The sequence below is a fragment of the Hymenobacter sediminis genome, assembly GCF_003231285.1.
In the GTDB taxonomy this organism is placed as follows: domain Bacteria; phylum Bacteroidota; class Bacteroidia; order Cytophagales; family Hymenobacteraceae; genus Hymenobacter; species Hymenobacter sediminis.
On sequence record NZ_QKNS01000003.1, the window covers coordinates 149,078 to 164,578 of the forward strand.

The following is a 15,501-nucleotide window of genomic DNA, read 5'->3' on the forward strand; positions in this document are numbered from 1 at the left end:
TAAAGCAGAAACAGCAAAACTAGCGGGAAAGTGAGCGTCAAAAAAATCTACCTCATCCGCCACGGACAGACCGATTTCAACGTGCGCGGAATTGTACAGGGCAGTGGCGTCGATTCCTCGCTGAATGAAGCCGGGCGTCGGCAGGCGGCGCGTTTTTTCGCGGCCTACCGTCATATTCCTTTCGATAAGGTGTACACCTCCGTGCTCCAGCGCACCCACCAGTCGGTGCAGGGCTTTCTGGAGCTGGGCCTACCCCACGAGCAGCACGCTGGCCTCAACGAAATCAGCTGGGGCACCCGCGAGGGTACGCGCATCACGCCTGAAGAAGACGAGGAGTACCACCGGGTGCTGCAAGACTGGAAGGCCGGCCGCACCCATGTTCGGATGGAAGGCGGTGAAAGCCCCGACGACGTAGCGGCTCGCCAACGCCCCGTGATTGAGCTGCTTACCTCGCGCCCCGAGGAAGAAACCGTGCTAGTGTGCATGCATGGCCGGGCTATGCGCGTGCTGCTCTGCCAGCTGCTGGGCTACCCCCTCAGCCAGATGGATTCCTTCGAGCACCACAACCTCTGCCTCTACCAGCTCGACTACACGGGCTCTATGTTCACCGTCCGCAGCTTCCTCGACGTGCGCCACCTGCAGGAGGCCGTGTAGTATCCTGAAGGTAGGAGCTGGACGTAGGGCAAATAGTAAAGGCGAAAATTCGCTGTTTTCTGCCTGCTCCCAGAAGAGTGCCTTTAGTTTGCACCCCCAAAAATTCGGGCTAATTTTGGCCCCACTCAACCCAACGAAGACGCAGATGGCCGAACTCATAAAAATGCCCAAAATGAGCGACACGATGACCGAAGGGGTCATTGCCTCGTGGCTCAAAAAAGTAGGCGACAAAGTGAAATCCGGGGATATCCTGGCCGAGGTGGAAACCGACAAGGCTACGATGGAACTCGAAAACTACGAGGACGGCACCCTGCTTCACATCGGCCCGAAGGAAGGTGAATCTGTGCCTGTAGATGGCCTGCTGGCTATTGTGGGCAAGGAAGGCGAAGATATTTCCGCACTGCTGAATGGTGGCGGAGCTGCTCCGGCTTCTGTGGCCGAAGCTCCCAAAGCGGAAGCTGCGCCCGCTTCGGCGCCCGCGCCTACCCCCGCACCCGCTCCGGCTGCTACTCCGGCCCCGGCTCCTGCACCCGCAGCCGCTCCAGCTGGCAACGGCAAGAAAGCCACCATCATCCGGATGCCCAAAATGAGCGACACGATGACGGAAGGCACTATTGCTGCCTGGCTCAAAAAAGTAGGTGACAAAGTAAAATCCGGGGACATCCTGGCCGAAGTGGAAACCGATAAGGCGACCATGGAGCTGGATAACTACGAAGACGGTACCCTGCTCTACGTAGGGCCGAAAGAAGGCGAAGCTATTCCGGTAGATGGCATTCTGGCCATCATCGGGGAAGAGGGCGCTGATGTGCAGGCCCTGCTTGGCGGTCAGTCGGGCGGTAGCGCCTCTCCGGCTCCGGCAGCTGCGGAAGCAGCTTCGGCCCCCGCTACTTCGTCGGCTCCGGCTCCGGCTGCCGAGGAAGCTCCGGCCCAGAACGGCGGCCGCATCTTCGCTTCGCCGCTGGCCAAGAGCATTGCCAAAGACAAAGGCATTGACCTGAGCACCATCAAAGGCTCGGGTGAAAACGGCCGCATCGTTTCCCGCGACCTAGAGAAAGCCCAGCCCTCGGCTACTACTGCTCCGGCCGCGCAACCTGCCGCCGCTCCATCCCAGCCGGCCCAACCAGCCGCAGTACAGTCGGAGTACATTCAGGCCGCCCTCCCCGAGCAGCCCAAAGCCGCTCCGGCTCCGGTTGCTGCCCCCGCAGCGCCAGCCGCTGCCGAAGGCACCTACACCGATACGCCGGTGTCGCAGATGCGCAAGGTAATTGCCCGCCGCCTGTCGGAGAGCCTGTTCACGGCTCCGCATTTCTATCTGACGATGGAAATCCTGATGGACCGCGCCATGGAGGTTCGTACCCAGCTCAACGCCCTGTCGCCGGTGAAGCTGTCGTTCAACGACATGGTTATTAAAGCTTCGGCCGTAGCCCTGAAGCAGCACCCCGCCATCAACTCCTCGTGGCTCGGCGACAAAATCCGCCAGAACAAGGTGGTGAACATTGGGGTAGCTGTAGCCGTGGACGAAGGATTGCTGGTGCCGGTAGTGCGCAACGCCGACGGCAAAGGCCTCTCAGCTATTGCTACTGAGGTGAAAGAGCTGGCCGGCAAAGCCAAGAGCAAGAAGCTGCAGCCCAGCGAGTGGGAGGGTAGCACCTTCACCATCTCCAACCTGGGCATGTTCGGCATCGAAGAGTTCACCGCCATCATCAACCCCCCGGATGCCTGCATCCTGGCCGTGGGTGGCATCAAGCAAACGGCTGTCGTAAAAGACGGTCAGCTGGCCATCGGCAACGTGATGAAAGTGACCTTGAGCTGTGACCACCGGGTAGTAGACGGTGCCACCGGCGCCGCCTTCCTCCAGACGCTGAAGAGCCTGCTGGAAGACCCTATGCGCATGCTCATCTGATCAGCATAAGTAGTACAAGAGCACAGAAGCCAGCCCCACCGGGGCTGGCTTTTTTGTTGCCTTGCTTTCAAGCAGCTGGTTGAAAATCTTCTGCTTGCAGCATTTTCTATTATAAAAACTCTATACTTACTACCACAGGAGCTTCGCCGGCAGAGCCTGTTTGTCTGATTGCTTCATCATAGATGCGTATGAAAAAGAATCTACTAACAGTAACCATGTGCCTCGCCAGTGCCGCTGCTTTCGCGCAGGGCCAGACAATTACCGGGCAAATAGTAGACAATGCAGGTAAGCCTGTTATTGGGGCTACCGTGGTGGAAAAAGGCACTAATAACGGTACCGCTACCGGCAACGACGGCCGCTTTACGCTTCGCGCCCGCACGACTACCCCTCGCTTGCAGGTAAGCTCCATTGGGTACGCCTCGCAGGAAGTAGATGCAGCGGGCGGCACCGTGAGCGTGCAACTCACGGATGCCTCCACGGGCCTGGGCGAGGTGCAGGTGGTAGGCTCCCGCAGCCAGAACCGCTCCGTTACCGATTCACCTTCACCCGTCGATATTATTGACCTGCGGGAAGTGACCACTAAAACCGGTCAGCTCGACGTGAACCAGCTGCTGCAGTTTGTGGCGCCTTCCTTCAACTCCAACCGCCAGACCGGTTCCGACGGCGCCGACCACGTGGACCCCGCCACCTTGCGCGGCCTCGGCCCCGACCAGACCCTGGTGCTGGTAAACGGCAAGCGCCAGCACCAGTCGGCCCTGGTGAACCTGTTTGGCACCCGCGGCCGTGGCAACACCGGTACTGACCTGAACGTGATACCGGCCGCCAGCATCGAGCGGATTGAAATTCTGCGCGACGGAGCCTCGGCTCAGTACGGCTCTGATGCCATTGCCGGCGTCATCAACATTGTGCTGAAAAGCTCGGTGAAGGAACTGACCGCCAACGTGAACTACGGGGCCTACGACGCCAAATACCGTTTCGATGACGAGAACTTCGACGGCGGCAACTTCAACGCCAACCTAAATTACGGGATTGGGTTGGGGGAAAGGGGTAGCTTCGTGAATGCTACCGTCGACTATAATCTGCGCGAGCACACCCAGCGGGCCAATGTACCAAACGCCGATGGCCTGGCCCGCCGCGAATACGGCGACCCGGAAATCCGCAACCTCTCGGGTTACCTCAACTCCCGGTTTGCCCTCAGCGACCGGTCGTACTTCTACGTATTTGGTGGCGGCAACAAGCGCAAGGGCGACGCCTACGCCTGGACCCGCTTTGCCGACGACGACCGGAACGTACCGGCCATCTACCCCAACGGCTTCGACCCCATCATCAGCAGCGACATTTGGGATGCCTCGGCGGTGGCCGGTCTGCGCACCGCCCTGGGCGAGTGGGAGCTGGATTTGAGCAACAACTTCGGCTCCAACCGCTTTGAGTACGGGGTCAAGAATACCCTCAATTCCTCGTTGGGCGCCAGTTCGCCTACCTCCTTCAATGCGGGAGGGTTTCAGCTCCAGCAGAACGTAGTAAACCTGGGTCTGACGCGCAACTACAAAACCGTGCTCCAGGGCCTGAACGTGGCCGCCGGGGCCGAGTGGCGGCGCGAGTGGTACTCGCTGTTTGCTGGGGAAGAGGCTTCCTACCGCAACTATGACCCGCAATCCGGCGCAGCCAGCGGCTCCCAGGGCTTTCCTGGCTTTCAGCCCACCGACGCCATTAAGGCCCAACGCGACAACGTGGCGGCCTACGCCGATGCCGAGCTGAGTGTGACCCAGCGCTGGCTGCTGGCCGGAGCCTTGCGCTACGAGCACTACTCCGACTTTGGTAGCACCCTCAACTATAAGCTGGCTACCCGCTTCAATCTTACCGAGTTCCTGACCCTGCGCGGTACCTACAGCACCGGCTTCCGGGCGCCCTCGCTGGCCCAGGTGAACTTCAACTCTACCTTCACCAACTTCATCAACGGTGAGCCGGTGGAAGTGCTGCTGGCCCGCAACAACAGCGCCGTAACCCAAAAACTGGGCGTACCCAGCCTCAAGCAGGAAACCTCGAACAACGCCAACATCGGCCTCACCAGCCGCATCGGTTCGTCCCTGAGTCTGACGCTGGATGGCTACTACATCAAGGTGAAAGACCGGGTGGTGCTCACCAGTCAGTTCTCGGCCGACGACACCGTGATTGGCCCCGACCTGCAGGCTCTGAACGTAGATCAGGCCCAGTTCTTCGCTAACGCTGCCGATACCCGCTCTATTGGGTTTGATGTGGTGCTGAGCCACACCACCAACCTGGGCACCGGTCGGCTGAACTCCACGCTGGCGGCCAACGTCAACAACCTCAAAATCGATAGAGTGCGGACTTCGGGCCGACTGACGGGTAGAGAAGAGGAATTCTTTGGGGCGCGGGAGCAGGCCTTCGTGAAGGCGTCGGCCCCGCCTTCCAAAATCAACCTCACCTTTGATTACCAGGTAGGGCGCTTTGGGGCCTTGGTGCGCTTCGTGAGGTTTGATGAGATTACGCTTATCGACTGGGACGGCGCGCCCATGAAGTACGATGCGCGCATCACCACCGACCTGACCCTGAACTATGCGCTAACCAATCAGTTGCAGTTCATCGTGGGCAGCTCCAACCTGTTCAACCGCTACCCTACTTTATTCGACCCGCAGCGCACGGAAACCGGCGGGGCCTGGGACCCGGTGCAGATGGGCTCGAACGGTCGGTTTTACTTTGCCAAGCTGCAAGCCCGCTTCTGAGCAGCGCAGAAGGAATAGCCCGCAACGAGCAATAAACAGGTACGGCAGGAGCAGGAAAGAATATTTCCGGCTTCTGCCGTACTTGCTTCCTGTTCATTCTTCACTGTTCCTTACTACATGCATAAATATGTACTGGCCTTTTCGGCTGCGGTATGGTTGGCTCAGGCCAGTGCCTCAGCCCAACAGCGGCCCATTCTCACGGCCCAGGAGTATGCCCGGGCGGAGCGCTTTCTGAGTTACAACACCCAGCCTCTGATTGATGGTAGCGCCGGCCAGCCGAACTGGCTTGCCAACGACCGGTTCTGGTACCGGGTGCTCACGGCCCGAGGCAGCGAGTACGTGCTGGTAGATCCGGCCCGCAAAACCCGCGCTGTGGCTTTCGACCATAGCCGCCTGGCCACCGCCCTGTCTTCGGCCACCGGTAAAACCTATGAGGCCAACCGCTTGCCCTTCCGCAATCTTTCGTATTCCGCCGATGAAAAAACCATTGCCTTTGCTGCCGCCGGCAAGGCCTGGAAGTATGATCTGGCAAGCGGACAGCTAAGCCCCGACGCTTCGCCGGCGAAGCCCTTTGCCAACGCCGACAATGAAGTCGTGTCGCCGGACGGAAAGCTGGCCGCTTTTATCAAGGACGATAACCTGTGGGTGCGTCATACCAGCACCAACCAACTCACCCAACTCACTACCGACGGCACCAAGGACTACGGCTACGCCACCGACAACGCCGGCTGGACTCACAGCGACGCGCCGGTGCTGCGCTGGTCGCCTGACTCGCGTAAGATTGCGACCTTCCGCCAGGACCAGCGCAACGTGGGCAACATGTATTTGGTGACTACCAACATTGGCCACCCCCGACTAGAGGCCTGGAAATACCCGCTGCCGGGCGACAAGGACATTGCCACCATTGAACGGGTAGTAATCGAGGTGGATAACCCGAAAGTGGTGCGCTTTCAAGTAGCCCCCGACCCGCACCGTGGCACCCTCTCCGACGATATATCCAGCAGCGGCACCTTCGACGATGTAGACTGGGGCCCCGATACCCAGGAGCTGGCCTTCGTCTCGACTTCGCGCGACCATAAGGAGGAGAAATTTCGCATTGCGGATGCCACTACGGGCGCCGTGCGGGAGGTGTTTACGGAAACCGTAGCCACTCAATATGAGTCGGGGCAAGGAGCTATTAACTGGCGCTATCTACCCAAGAGCAAGGAAATCATCTGGTACTCGGAGCGTGACAACTGGGGCCACCTCTACCTCTACGATGCCGGCACCGGTAAGGTAAAGCGCCAGATTACCAAGGGCAACTGGGTAGTGACGAAGCTGCTGCGCGTGGATGAGCAGAAGCGGGAGCTGTATTTCCTGGCCGATGGCCGGGGGCCGGGCAACCCCTACTTCACCCACCTCTACCGCATTGGGCTAGACGGCAAAAACCTCAAACTGCTTACCCCTGAGCCGGGCAACCACCAGGTGACCCTCTCGCCCTCAGGCCAGTACTTTATCGATACCTACTCACAGCCCGACAAGCCCGGCCAGACGGTACTGCGCGCCGCCGATGGCAAGCTGCTGTCAACGCTGGAGAAAACCGACATTTCCCGCCTCACTGCCACCGGCTGGAAAGCGCCTACATCCATCACGGTGAAAGCCGCCGACGGGCAGACCGACCTGTACGGGCTGATGTTTACGCCGACTACCCTCGATGCCAGCAAAAAGTATCCGGTTATCGACTACATCTACCCCGGTCCGCAGGGCGGGGGCGTGGGCAGCTGGTCATTCAGTGCCGGACGTAGTGACCACCAAGCCTTAGCTGAGTTGGGCTTTGTGGTAGTGGTGATTGAGGGTAGCTGTAACCCGCTGCGCTCCAAGAGTTACCACGATGCCTGCTACGGCAACATGGCCGAAAACACACTATCTGACCAGATAACCGGTATCAAGCAGCTGGCCCAGAAGCATCCATATATGGATGTGAACCGGGTCGGCATCTGGGGGCATTCGGGTGGGGGCTACGCTACGGCGGCCGCCATGTTCCGCTACCCCGAGTTCTTCAAAGTAGGCATTTCGGAGTCGGGCAACCACGAGAACCGCAATTACGAGGATGACTGGGCCGAGCGCTACATCGGCCTGCTCAAAACCAACCCCGACGGTACCACCAACTACGACAACCAGGCCAATGCTCCTTTCGCCAAAAACCTGCAGGGCAAGCTCATGCTGGCTCACGGTCTGATGGACGACAACGTACCGCCCTACAACACCTGGCTGGTAGTAGAGGCCCTTACCCGCGCCAACAAGAGCTACGACTTAGTAGTATTCCCGAATGCCCGGCACGGATTCGGCGCCTACGGCCCCTACATGATGCGCCGTCGCTGGGACTACTTTGTGCAGCACCTGGCTGGTGCCGAGCCCCCGCAGAACTACGAGATGAAGCCCGTGGCCGACCCCCGCAACGCGGTGCAGTAAGCGGCCTAGCGGGCTTTAGAGCACAAGTAAAAGTTAGAAACTAGTTCCCCTTCTCAGCTGAGGAGGGGTTAGGGGTGGTTTAAAGTCTAGAGCTAGTAAGTAGAACTAGATAATCGTGTGACGATTGATCAACCACCCCTAGCCCCTCCTCAGCTGAGGAGGGGAACTAGCTTTTAGTTTCAATATGCACAGTAGGTACTTCTGCTGGGCGTTGCCGCCGGATTCCCGTAGCTTTGCGCCTTCCTGTTGAAAAAGCAGGGTGCACTATTTCTGACTTCCCTATGAGAATCCGTTCCACTACCGTGCTGGGCGTGCGCCACAACGGCGAAATTGCCCTCGGCGCCGATGGCCAGGCTACCATGGACAAGCACGTGGCCAAGAGCAACGTGCGCAAAGTGCGTAAGCTGCAGGATGGCAAAGTAGTAACCGGTTTTGCCGGCTCCACCGCCGACGCTTTCATGCTGCTCGATAAGTTTGAGGAGAAACTTAACGGCTATGGCGGCCAATTGCGCCGCGCGGCCATTGAGCTGGCCAAGGAGTGGCGCAAAGACCAGTACCTGCGCAAGCTGGAAGCCATGATGGTAGTGGCCGACAAAGATGAGCTGCTCATCATTGCCGGCACCGGCGACGTGCTGGAGCCCGACTTCGACGTGGCCGCCATTGGCTCAGGAGCCATGTACGCCCAGGCCGCGGCCCTAGCCCTCAAGAAGCACGCCCCCCACCTCACGGCCCGCCAGATGGTAGAAGATGCCCTGCACATTGCGGCCGACATCTGCATCTACACCAACCACAACCTAATGATTGAAGAGCCCCGCTAGGCCACTCTTGCGTCATGACCGAAGACCTGATTTACTACAACTCGCGTAAGCGGCATGCCCTGCTCACCCTGGGTGCGCTTGCTTTTGTAGCCATGGGGGTATTTATGATCGTGACCAAAGGCAACTGGGGGCTTGGGCTGATAACCATTGTCTTCTTCGGAACTGGTGCGGCGGTGGGTGCTTGGCAGTTCTTGGATACCCGCCCGCGGCTACGCATCACCGATGAGGGCATTCTGGACCGCACGCTAGGCGTGGGCCTCATTCCCTGGACAGACATCACGGACGCCTACGTGCGGTCTATAAATCAGGAGAACTTCGTCTGCCTACAGGTGCGCGATGAACAGGCCTACTTGAGCCGATTGTCGCCGCTGAAACGTAAGCTGGCGGGGGCTAACGCCGCACTGGGCTTCACGCCGTTGTCCATCAACCTTAGCGGCGTCGACCTAAACCCGGAGCAGCTACTAGAGTACATTCTGAAACAAAGCGCAGCTGCTCAGCTTCAGTCCTAGGCCTGTTTTTGTGAGCAACCCAGCCGCAATAGCACGCTATTCAGAATCTTCGATATAGGGCAACCTGATTGAACGATTCCAGCCTTTTTTTTGATAGAACACTGACACCTATAAGTACAGAACACACGACTCAATGAACGTAACGAACTTCCTCAAGCACCACTACCGCCACTTCAACGCCGCTGCTCTGATTGATGCCGCCGAAGGCTACAACAAGCACCTCGCGGAAGGTGGCAAGATGATGATTACCCTGGCCGGTGCCATGAGCACCGCCGAAATGGGCATCCAGCTGGCTGAGCTCATCCGCCAGGATAAGGTGCAAATCATCAGCTGCACGGGTGCCAACCTGGAAGAGGATATCTTCAACTTGGTAGCCCACGACTTCTACGAGCGTGTACCCAACTACCGCGACCTGACGGCTGCTGACGAGCAGGCCCTGCTGGAGCGCCACATGAACCGCGTAACCGATACCTGCATTCCGGAAGAGGAGGCTATGCGCCGCCTGGAGCACTCGGTACTGAAGTTCTGGGAAAAGGCCGATAAGGCCGGCGAGCGGTACTTCCCCCACGAGTTCTTCTACCAGATCCTGAAGTCGGGCGAGCTGGAGCAGTACTACCAGATTGACCCCAAGGACTCCTGGATGCTGGCTGCCGCTGAGAAAAACCTGCCCATCATCTGCCCCGGTTGGGAAGACTCTACGCTGGGTAACATCTTCGCCGGTCACGTTATCAGCGGAGACATCAAGAACGTGCACACCGTACGCACGGGCATTGAGTACATGATTTACCTGGCCGACTGGTACACCAACCAGGCTACCGAGGAAAGCAAAGTAGGCTTCTTCCAGATTGGCGGCGGCATTGCCGGCGACTTCCCCATCTGCGTGGTGCCCATGCTGCACCAAGATCTGCAGCGCACCTCAGTGCCGCTGTGGGGCTACTTCTGCCAGATTTCAGACTCGACGACTTCTTACGGCTCGTACTCCGGCGCCGTACCGAACGAGAAAATCACCTGGGGCAAGCTGGGCCAGGATACGCCCAAGTACATCATCGAGTCGGATGCTACCATCGTCGCCCCGCTGGTGTTTGCCATGGTGCTGGGCCAGTAATTGGCTGCATAGTCTGAATGCTTCATAAAGCGCCTGTTGCTGATAAAGCAACAGGCGCTTTTGCTTATCTGGTCAGGTGACTATTCAGAGTTTACAGCATCAAGCAAAAAAGATGAATGGAACAGCAGAAGTCAAAACCAGTTCGAATACTGCTTATCGTTCTCCGTGTCATTGTGGGTGCTGTGGGAGGATGCTACTTGTTGTTACTTCTGCTCTTACTTGTGATAAAAATGCTGGAGCCTGATAAAAGAGAAGCATTTTTAGCCGACCAGATTATTTCAGAGGTGTACTTACGAAACCGCACCAATGCAATGCTTTCCCTGACGCTGACAGTCCCGCGTTCGTCCCTACAGCTTGATACTGTATGGTGGGGAGTAGAAATTGCCCCCGAAGCTGTTGGCTACGCAATGGTAGCTCGGAATCTGACCCTGGGCTGGATAGAGTATCCGGTTACGGCCCCGGTATTGCTGCAAGGCTCCGGTGATACGCTGGTGGCAGATAAGCCAATCGACCTTGCTGCAACCGGCATGGCTGGCAAGCGTCCAGCCTTTTACCCTCATCGAAATTTATCCCTCTGGAAAAGCCGTCTGCGACAGTACAAGCCTGCTTTCGAGTCAACGGTAATGCTACGGCCTCTTTCCGGGAAGCCAGATTCGATTATAGTTGTAGTGAAAATTGCTCCCTACGACAGCCTTTTACTTGCTCAGGAACAGGAAAGGCCGGTTGAAGTAACTGATCCTAAGAATGCGGAAGTAGGCCGGCCGATAGATGAGGCAACTGAGGAAACTATTTCTTTTGCCCTGTTACCCAGAGTGCAGTGGACTGACTCTCTTCAGCGTGCACATAGACAGTATATTATCTTGGCTGATATCAAAAACGCTCGGGCTAAAAAAAACATTACTGTTTCCAAAAAGCCCAGCAAATCAATTTACTACCTGGATTTTAAGTAGCAGCACAATTGACCGAAGGGGTGCTAAGTGCTTGTCTTACAAATTACGGTTGCTATCCAGTTGATATTTTACTGATTACTGCCGCTCGAGACTATACCTTCGGCCTCAATTTTACCCTACCTCCTTCGCTCAGCCATGCCCCTCGACTCCGCCAGCTTTCTGCAGCACGCCGCCCCGGACGAAAAAACGACCGTTTACACCAAAGCTACAGACGGCACTGTGCAGGAGCATCCGGCTTTGCTCATTGCCCAAACCAAGCACCAGAAGCTGTTTATCACGCTGGAAAAGCGCCGCCGCTACGTAACGCACACGCAGGTGCCGGGCTCCAACGACGTGGAAATTGACTTTCTGCAGGATTACGAGGAAATAGAGGCCTTAATGGAAGACGCCGGCCTCGACGGTATCCACGACGGCGAGCAGGGCATTCTGTATCATAACCTGCTCTTCCTACTGATGAACCCGTAGGAAGGTCAGAAATTACACAAGTCCGGGGTGCCCGTCAACTCTGCCCAGCGGGCACTCAGGAACTTGGCGTAGCGCAATGAGGGTAGCCCGTAGCTGCCCACCGAATACCCTTCGTTTACTTCAATAACCACCGTACTGCCGGCGGATGTTAGGCCAATATCGAGGGCGTAGGCGTGCGGGGCCGGAGTGTAGGCGGCCACAGCTGCCTCTACCACGCTAGGGTTGAAGTGGGTCCGCCAGTCGCCCCGGTAGGGCTGGGCTGCCAAGACTTCTCCATACCGCACAAAGCAGCGCCATTCAGCTACGAAATGCACTGGCTCAGCACACCAAACGGGCGTATTCTCGGCTTGGTCGCCGCAACCGATTAAGTCGCGGAACTGGCGTACCAGAACGCCCGTGAATTTTTTGCGCGCTAGCAAGGGCTTCACAAACACGGGCCACTGGGTGGGGTCAGCGGCCACGGCATTGATAGTCGATTGCCACATGCGCCGCCCCAGGAACGGTTTCAACTGCTCCGGGTAATCAACCGCCGGGGGCACAAGCCGGCCCAGGGCGCGGAGGCTACCTTCCACATCGTCGATGTGACTCACGACGATGTCGGCCAGCTCGTCGTGCGGTAATTCCGAAAAGCGGTGAAAAGGCACAATTTCCCAGCCCATCTGCCGAAACCCATCAGCCGCAGAAAAGCAGTTGGTGCTAGCCCACTCCCCGGTAGAATCTTGGTTGATATACGCCCGCATAGTACTACATAGGCAAGCCTTACTGGTTACCGACCCGTGTAATCGGCCAGAAGGCCCTCGTAAATCCAGTTGGCCAGGGCCTGGCGGTTATCAGCCACCACGAAGCGGCGCTGGTCCTTGCTGTTGCGGATGTTGCCCAGCTCCATAAACACGGCAGGCGCGTGGCTGGTGCGCACCTCGTAGAGGCTGCTGCGCACCGATACGTTGCCTTTGTAAGGGCGGGTAGGCTGGGCCCGCTTGTAGCGGGCGGTGAATACTTTATGGATATTCTTGGCTAGTCGCAGGCCGGCTTGGCTGTTCTGGTGGTGGTAGAAGAACACGTCAATGTTCTGGCCGGCGCTACGGCTGTCTACGTGCAGGCTCAGGAGGCGCTGGTAGGCGCCTTTGTGGCGGGCGTAGAGCTTGTTTACCTGGGTCATGCGCTGGCGCAGGCGGCCGAGTTGGCTGAGCGGAATGCGCTGCTGAGGGTAGGTTAGCTCGTCGTAGTCCATCTTCAGCACGCTCTCGTCGCGGATACCGTCGTTGGGGTCCTGCACCATCATGTACACGGTAGCACCGTGCTCCATCAGCACCCGAGCCAGCCGAATCGTCACGTCGTAAGCATACTCATCCTCGGCCAGTTTATAGGTACCATACTGGCCAATGGCGCCGGGGTCGGGGCCGGCGTGGCCCGGCGAGAGGTAATACACTGCCCCGCGAAGGGCCCGGTCGCGGACGGGTACGGGGCTGTACTTGGGTCCGAAGAGCTTGGAGGGCAGCATGGGGGTAGTGCTCAGGCCATGCGAAGCAGCAGTGCGTGAGGCCGTGCTGCGGGCCGCCGGTTTTCGGGCGGCAACTTTCGGTGCTGAGCGGTGGGGGAGCAAGTACGTACGCCCAATGATAAGGCCGTTGCGCTTGGTGAGGTTGGCCCGGTTGAGCTGTTGAAACTGGCGCAGATGCTGGCTTGGGTTCAGGCCGTTGCGGTAGAGCAGCGTATTCACTCCGTCGCCTGGCTTGGCAACTGCCCGCCGGTACTTGCTCTGGCTAAAGGCAAGCGTAGAAATCAGGAGAAGCAGGCCAAGGAGAAGAGCTGAGCGCAAAAGCAGAGGAAATCTGGTGAGAGTGAGAGGAGAGCGGTAAGGCTCTGAGCTATAGGTAGTAACTACCGTCAGCCATAGGCAGAAGCAGGCGGTAGCATAGGCTCCCTACGGTATTCCAGTACAAAAAAGGCAGTAAATCTTCAGAATACGAACAAAAAAGGCCCGCAGCTATGCCGCGGGCCTTGGAGTTGGGGCCTTATCAGGAGCCGTTAGGCTTCGGTGAGTTGGGTGGCTGCGGCTACTGCCCTCCATTGCTGGAGGTCGTGTTGCACGGTGGCTATTTTCTGCTCGGCCATCTGGTGTGCATCGGCACCCAGGAACAAGTGCACGGGTTGTTGGGCGGCTTCGCTGAGCTGCAGGAGGGTAGCAGCGGCTTTTTCCGGGTCGCCGGGCTGGTTGCCGTTGATCTGCTGCTCGTGCGCCGCCTGCGACTCGCGCACCGACTGATACGCTTCCAGCTCGTATTGGGGTGTGCCCAAGGAACCGGCCGTGAGGAAGTTGGTGCGGAAATAACCGGGGTACACCACGCTGGCCTGCACGCCAAAATCTTTTACCTCTGCCGCGTACGACTCCGTGAGGCCGGCCACCGCAAACTTGGTGGCGCAGTACACGCCCCAGCCAGGAAAATCGCCGGTAAAGCCCCCGACGGAAGAAATGTTGAACACCCGCCCCGAACCTTGCTGGCGCAGATGTGGGGTAGCGTAGCGCAGCACGTTCAGGAGGCCAAACACATTTACATCAAAGTTGCGCCGGGCTTCCGCATCGGTGAGTTCTTCGAGGGCGCCCAACTGGCCGTAGCCCGCGTTATTTACTACCACATCCAGCCGGCCAAAGGTGCTAATGGTGGTATTGATGGCCTCCTGCACGCTCTGTTCACTGCCCAGGTCCATGTGCAGGGGTAGAAAATGGGTAGGGTCTTCAGGCTGCACGGCCTGTTTCAATTCGCTCAGGTTGCGGGAAGTGGCGGCTACCGCATAGCCGCGGGCCAGCAGGTGGTGTACCAGGGTCAGGCCGAGGCCCTTCGAGGCGCCGGTCACAAACCAAATGTTCTTGGTGGTCATATTCTTGGTGATTTTCGTGGTAAGACAAAGAATCATGCAGGGCCAAGCTTCCGAATAAATACAGCATAAGAACAGGGCGTAAAGGGTGGACAACTACGAAGGCAGACGCACCAGCCTAGGTTTTACCGTACTCGGAAACCAGAGGAAACCAAATGATAACATAGGCGGGCTAGCCCTCGAAGCCCGTGGAAACCGTCAGTTGCTTCCAAGCCTCTATTTCCTGCCGGAAAGAGTCCAGCTTGTGCACGGCGCGGTTATAAGCATCTGGCCCTAGCAGCAGGTGAAGGGGTGGGTTAGCCTCCGTCGTGATTTGAATGATGGCGGCGGCGGCTTTCTCGGGGTCGCCGATTTGGGTGCCATTCATCTGCCGGTATTTCTCGTGGGAGGCGCGCACCTGCTGATAAGCTGGCAGTGGCCGCTGGGCCAGCACCAGCGACTCGGGGGTGAGAAAGTTGGTGCGGAAGGCACCTGGCGCCACGGCAGTTACCTTGATACCCAGGTCTGCCACATCCTGGGCCAGAACTTCTGAGAAGCCCTCTACGGCAAATTTGGTAGCCGCGTAAATGGCCCAGCCAGTGGCCGACGAAATACCGGCAATGGACGAAATATTGATGATGTGCCCCCTTCGAGCGGCTCGCATGTGGGGTAGTACCTGCCGGATGACGTTCAGCCCGCCGAACACATTCACATCAAATGCCTGCCGGGTTTCTGCGTCCGTCAGTTCTTCAATGCTGCCCCCAATGCCATAGCCCGCGTTGTTCACTACCACCTCCAGGTGGCCAAAGGTGGCAATGGTGTGCGCTACAGCCTGCTGCACGCTGGCCTCGGAGGTTAAGTCGGTTTCAAGGGGTAGGAACTGGTCGGAAGCCGGACCGATGGCCTGGGTAAGGTTATGGAGGTGGCGGGAAGTAGCGGCTACCCGGTGGCCAGCGGCCAGCAACTGTTTCACCAGCGCCAGCCCCAACCCTTGCGAAGCTCCTGTGATAAACCAAGTGGTGTGGTTACTCATTGTATGCTCTGTT

The 15,501-nt window shown here is 58.2% G+C and carries 13 protein-coding genes; 9 read left to right on the plus strand and 4 right to left on the minus strand.

Features of this window, described 5'->3' with window-relative positions:
- Positions 1–30: 30 nt before the first annotated feature.
- The 9 genes from DNI29_RS09700 to DNI29_RS09740 all read left to right on the plus strand — a co-directional run bounded on the left by DNI29_RS09700 (position 31) and on the right by DNI29_RS09740 (position 11,599).
- Positions 31–654, plus strand: a complete 624-nt coding sequence (locus tag DNI29_RS09700) for a histidine phosphatase family protein (protein ID WP_110977908.1) — start codon at positions 31–33, stop codon at positions 652–654.
- A gap of 145 nt (positions 655–799) precedes the next feature.
- A complete protein-coding gene (locus DNI29_RS09705; RefSeq protein WP_110977909.1) occupies positions 800–2,557 on the plus strand; it encodes a pyruvate dehydrogenase complex dihydrolipoamide acetyltransferase in 1,758 nt (585 codons plus the stop codon).
- 188 nt (positions 2,558–2,745) lie between these two features.
- Positions 2,746–5,301, plus strand: coding sequence for a TonB-dependent receptor (locus DNI29_RS09710; protein WP_110977910.1), 2,556 nt, complete (start codon positions 2,746–2,748; stop codon positions 5,299–5,301).
- Positions 5,302–5,418: 117 nt separating this feature from the next.
- Complete coding sequence (locus DNI29_RS09715; protein ID WP_110977911.1) at positions 5,419–7,752, plus strand: S9 family peptidase; 2,334 nt, start codon at positions 5,419–5,421, stop codon at positions 7,750–7,752.
- A 281-nt stretch (positions 7,753–8,033) separates the two neighbouring features.
- Positions 8,034–8,570 (plus strand): ATP-dependent protease subunit HslV, encoded by a 537-nt coding sequence (gene hslV / locus DNI29_RS09720; RefSeq protein WP_110977912.1) that lies wholly within the window; start codon positions 8,034–8,036, stop codon positions 8,568–8,570.
- 14 nt (positions 8,571–8,584) lie between these two features.
- Positions 8,585–9,079: an STM3941 family protein gene (locus DNI29_RS09725; RefSeq protein WP_110977913.1), complete on the plus strand. Its 495-nt coding sequence runs from the start codon at positions 8,585–8,587 to the stop codon at positions 9,077–9,079.
- Positions 9,080–9,212: 133 nt separating this feature from the next.
- Positions 9,213–10,184 carry a deoxyhypusine synthase family protein gene (locus DNI29_RS09730; protein WP_110977914.1) on the plus strand — a complete coding sequence of 324 codons (972 nt, stop codon included), beginning with the start codon at positions 9,213–9,215 and terminating at the stop codon, positions 10,182–10,184.
- 221 nt (positions 10,185–10,405) lie between these two features.
- Positions 10,406–11,134, plus strand: a complete 729-nt coding sequence (locus DNI29_RS09735; protein ID WP_123823182.1) for a hypothetical protein — start codon at positions 10,406–10,408, stop codon at positions 11,132–11,134.
- A gap of 135 nt (positions 11,135–11,269) precedes the next feature.
- Positions 11,270–11,599: a hypothetical protein gene (locus tag DNI29_RS09740; protein WP_110977916.1), complete on the plus strand. Its 330-nt coding sequence runs from the start codon at positions 11,270–11,272 to the stop codon at positions 11,597–11,599.
- 5 nt (positions 11,600–11,604) lie between these two features.
- On the opposite strand, the gene DNI29_RS09745 is transcribed toward DNI29_RS09740, so the two are convergent.
- The 4 genes from DNI29_RS09745 to DNI29_RS09760 form a co-directional block, all read right to left on the minus strand.
- Positions 11,605–12,339 carry an ATP-grasp domain-containing protein gene (locus tag DNI29_RS09745; protein WP_110977917.1) on the minus strand — a complete coding sequence of 245 codons (735 nt, stop codon included), beginning with the start codon at positions 12,337–12,339 and terminating at the stop codon, positions 11,605–11,607.
- Between the two features lie 26 nt (positions 12,340–12,365).
- On the minus strand, positions 12,366–13,418 hold the full coding sequence (locus tag DNI29_RS09750) for an N-acetylmuramoyl-L-alanine amidase family protein (protein ID WP_238388057.1): 1,053 nt from the start codon (positions 13,416–13,418) through the stop codon (positions 12,366–12,368).
- Positions 13,419–13,627: 209 nt separating this feature from the next.
- On the minus strand, positions 13,628–14,515 hold the full coding sequence (locus DNI29_RS09755) for an SDR family oxidoreductase (protein ID WP_238388058.1): 888 nt from the start codon (positions 14,513–14,515) through the stop codon (positions 13,628–13,630).
- A gap of 133 nt (positions 14,516–14,648) precedes the next feature.
- Positions 14,649–15,488, minus strand: a complete 840-nt coding sequence (locus DNI29_RS09760; protein WP_110977919.1) for an oxidoreductase — start codon at positions 15,486–15,488, stop codon at positions 14,649–14,651.
- Positions 15,489–15,501 lie beyond the last annotated feature (13 nt).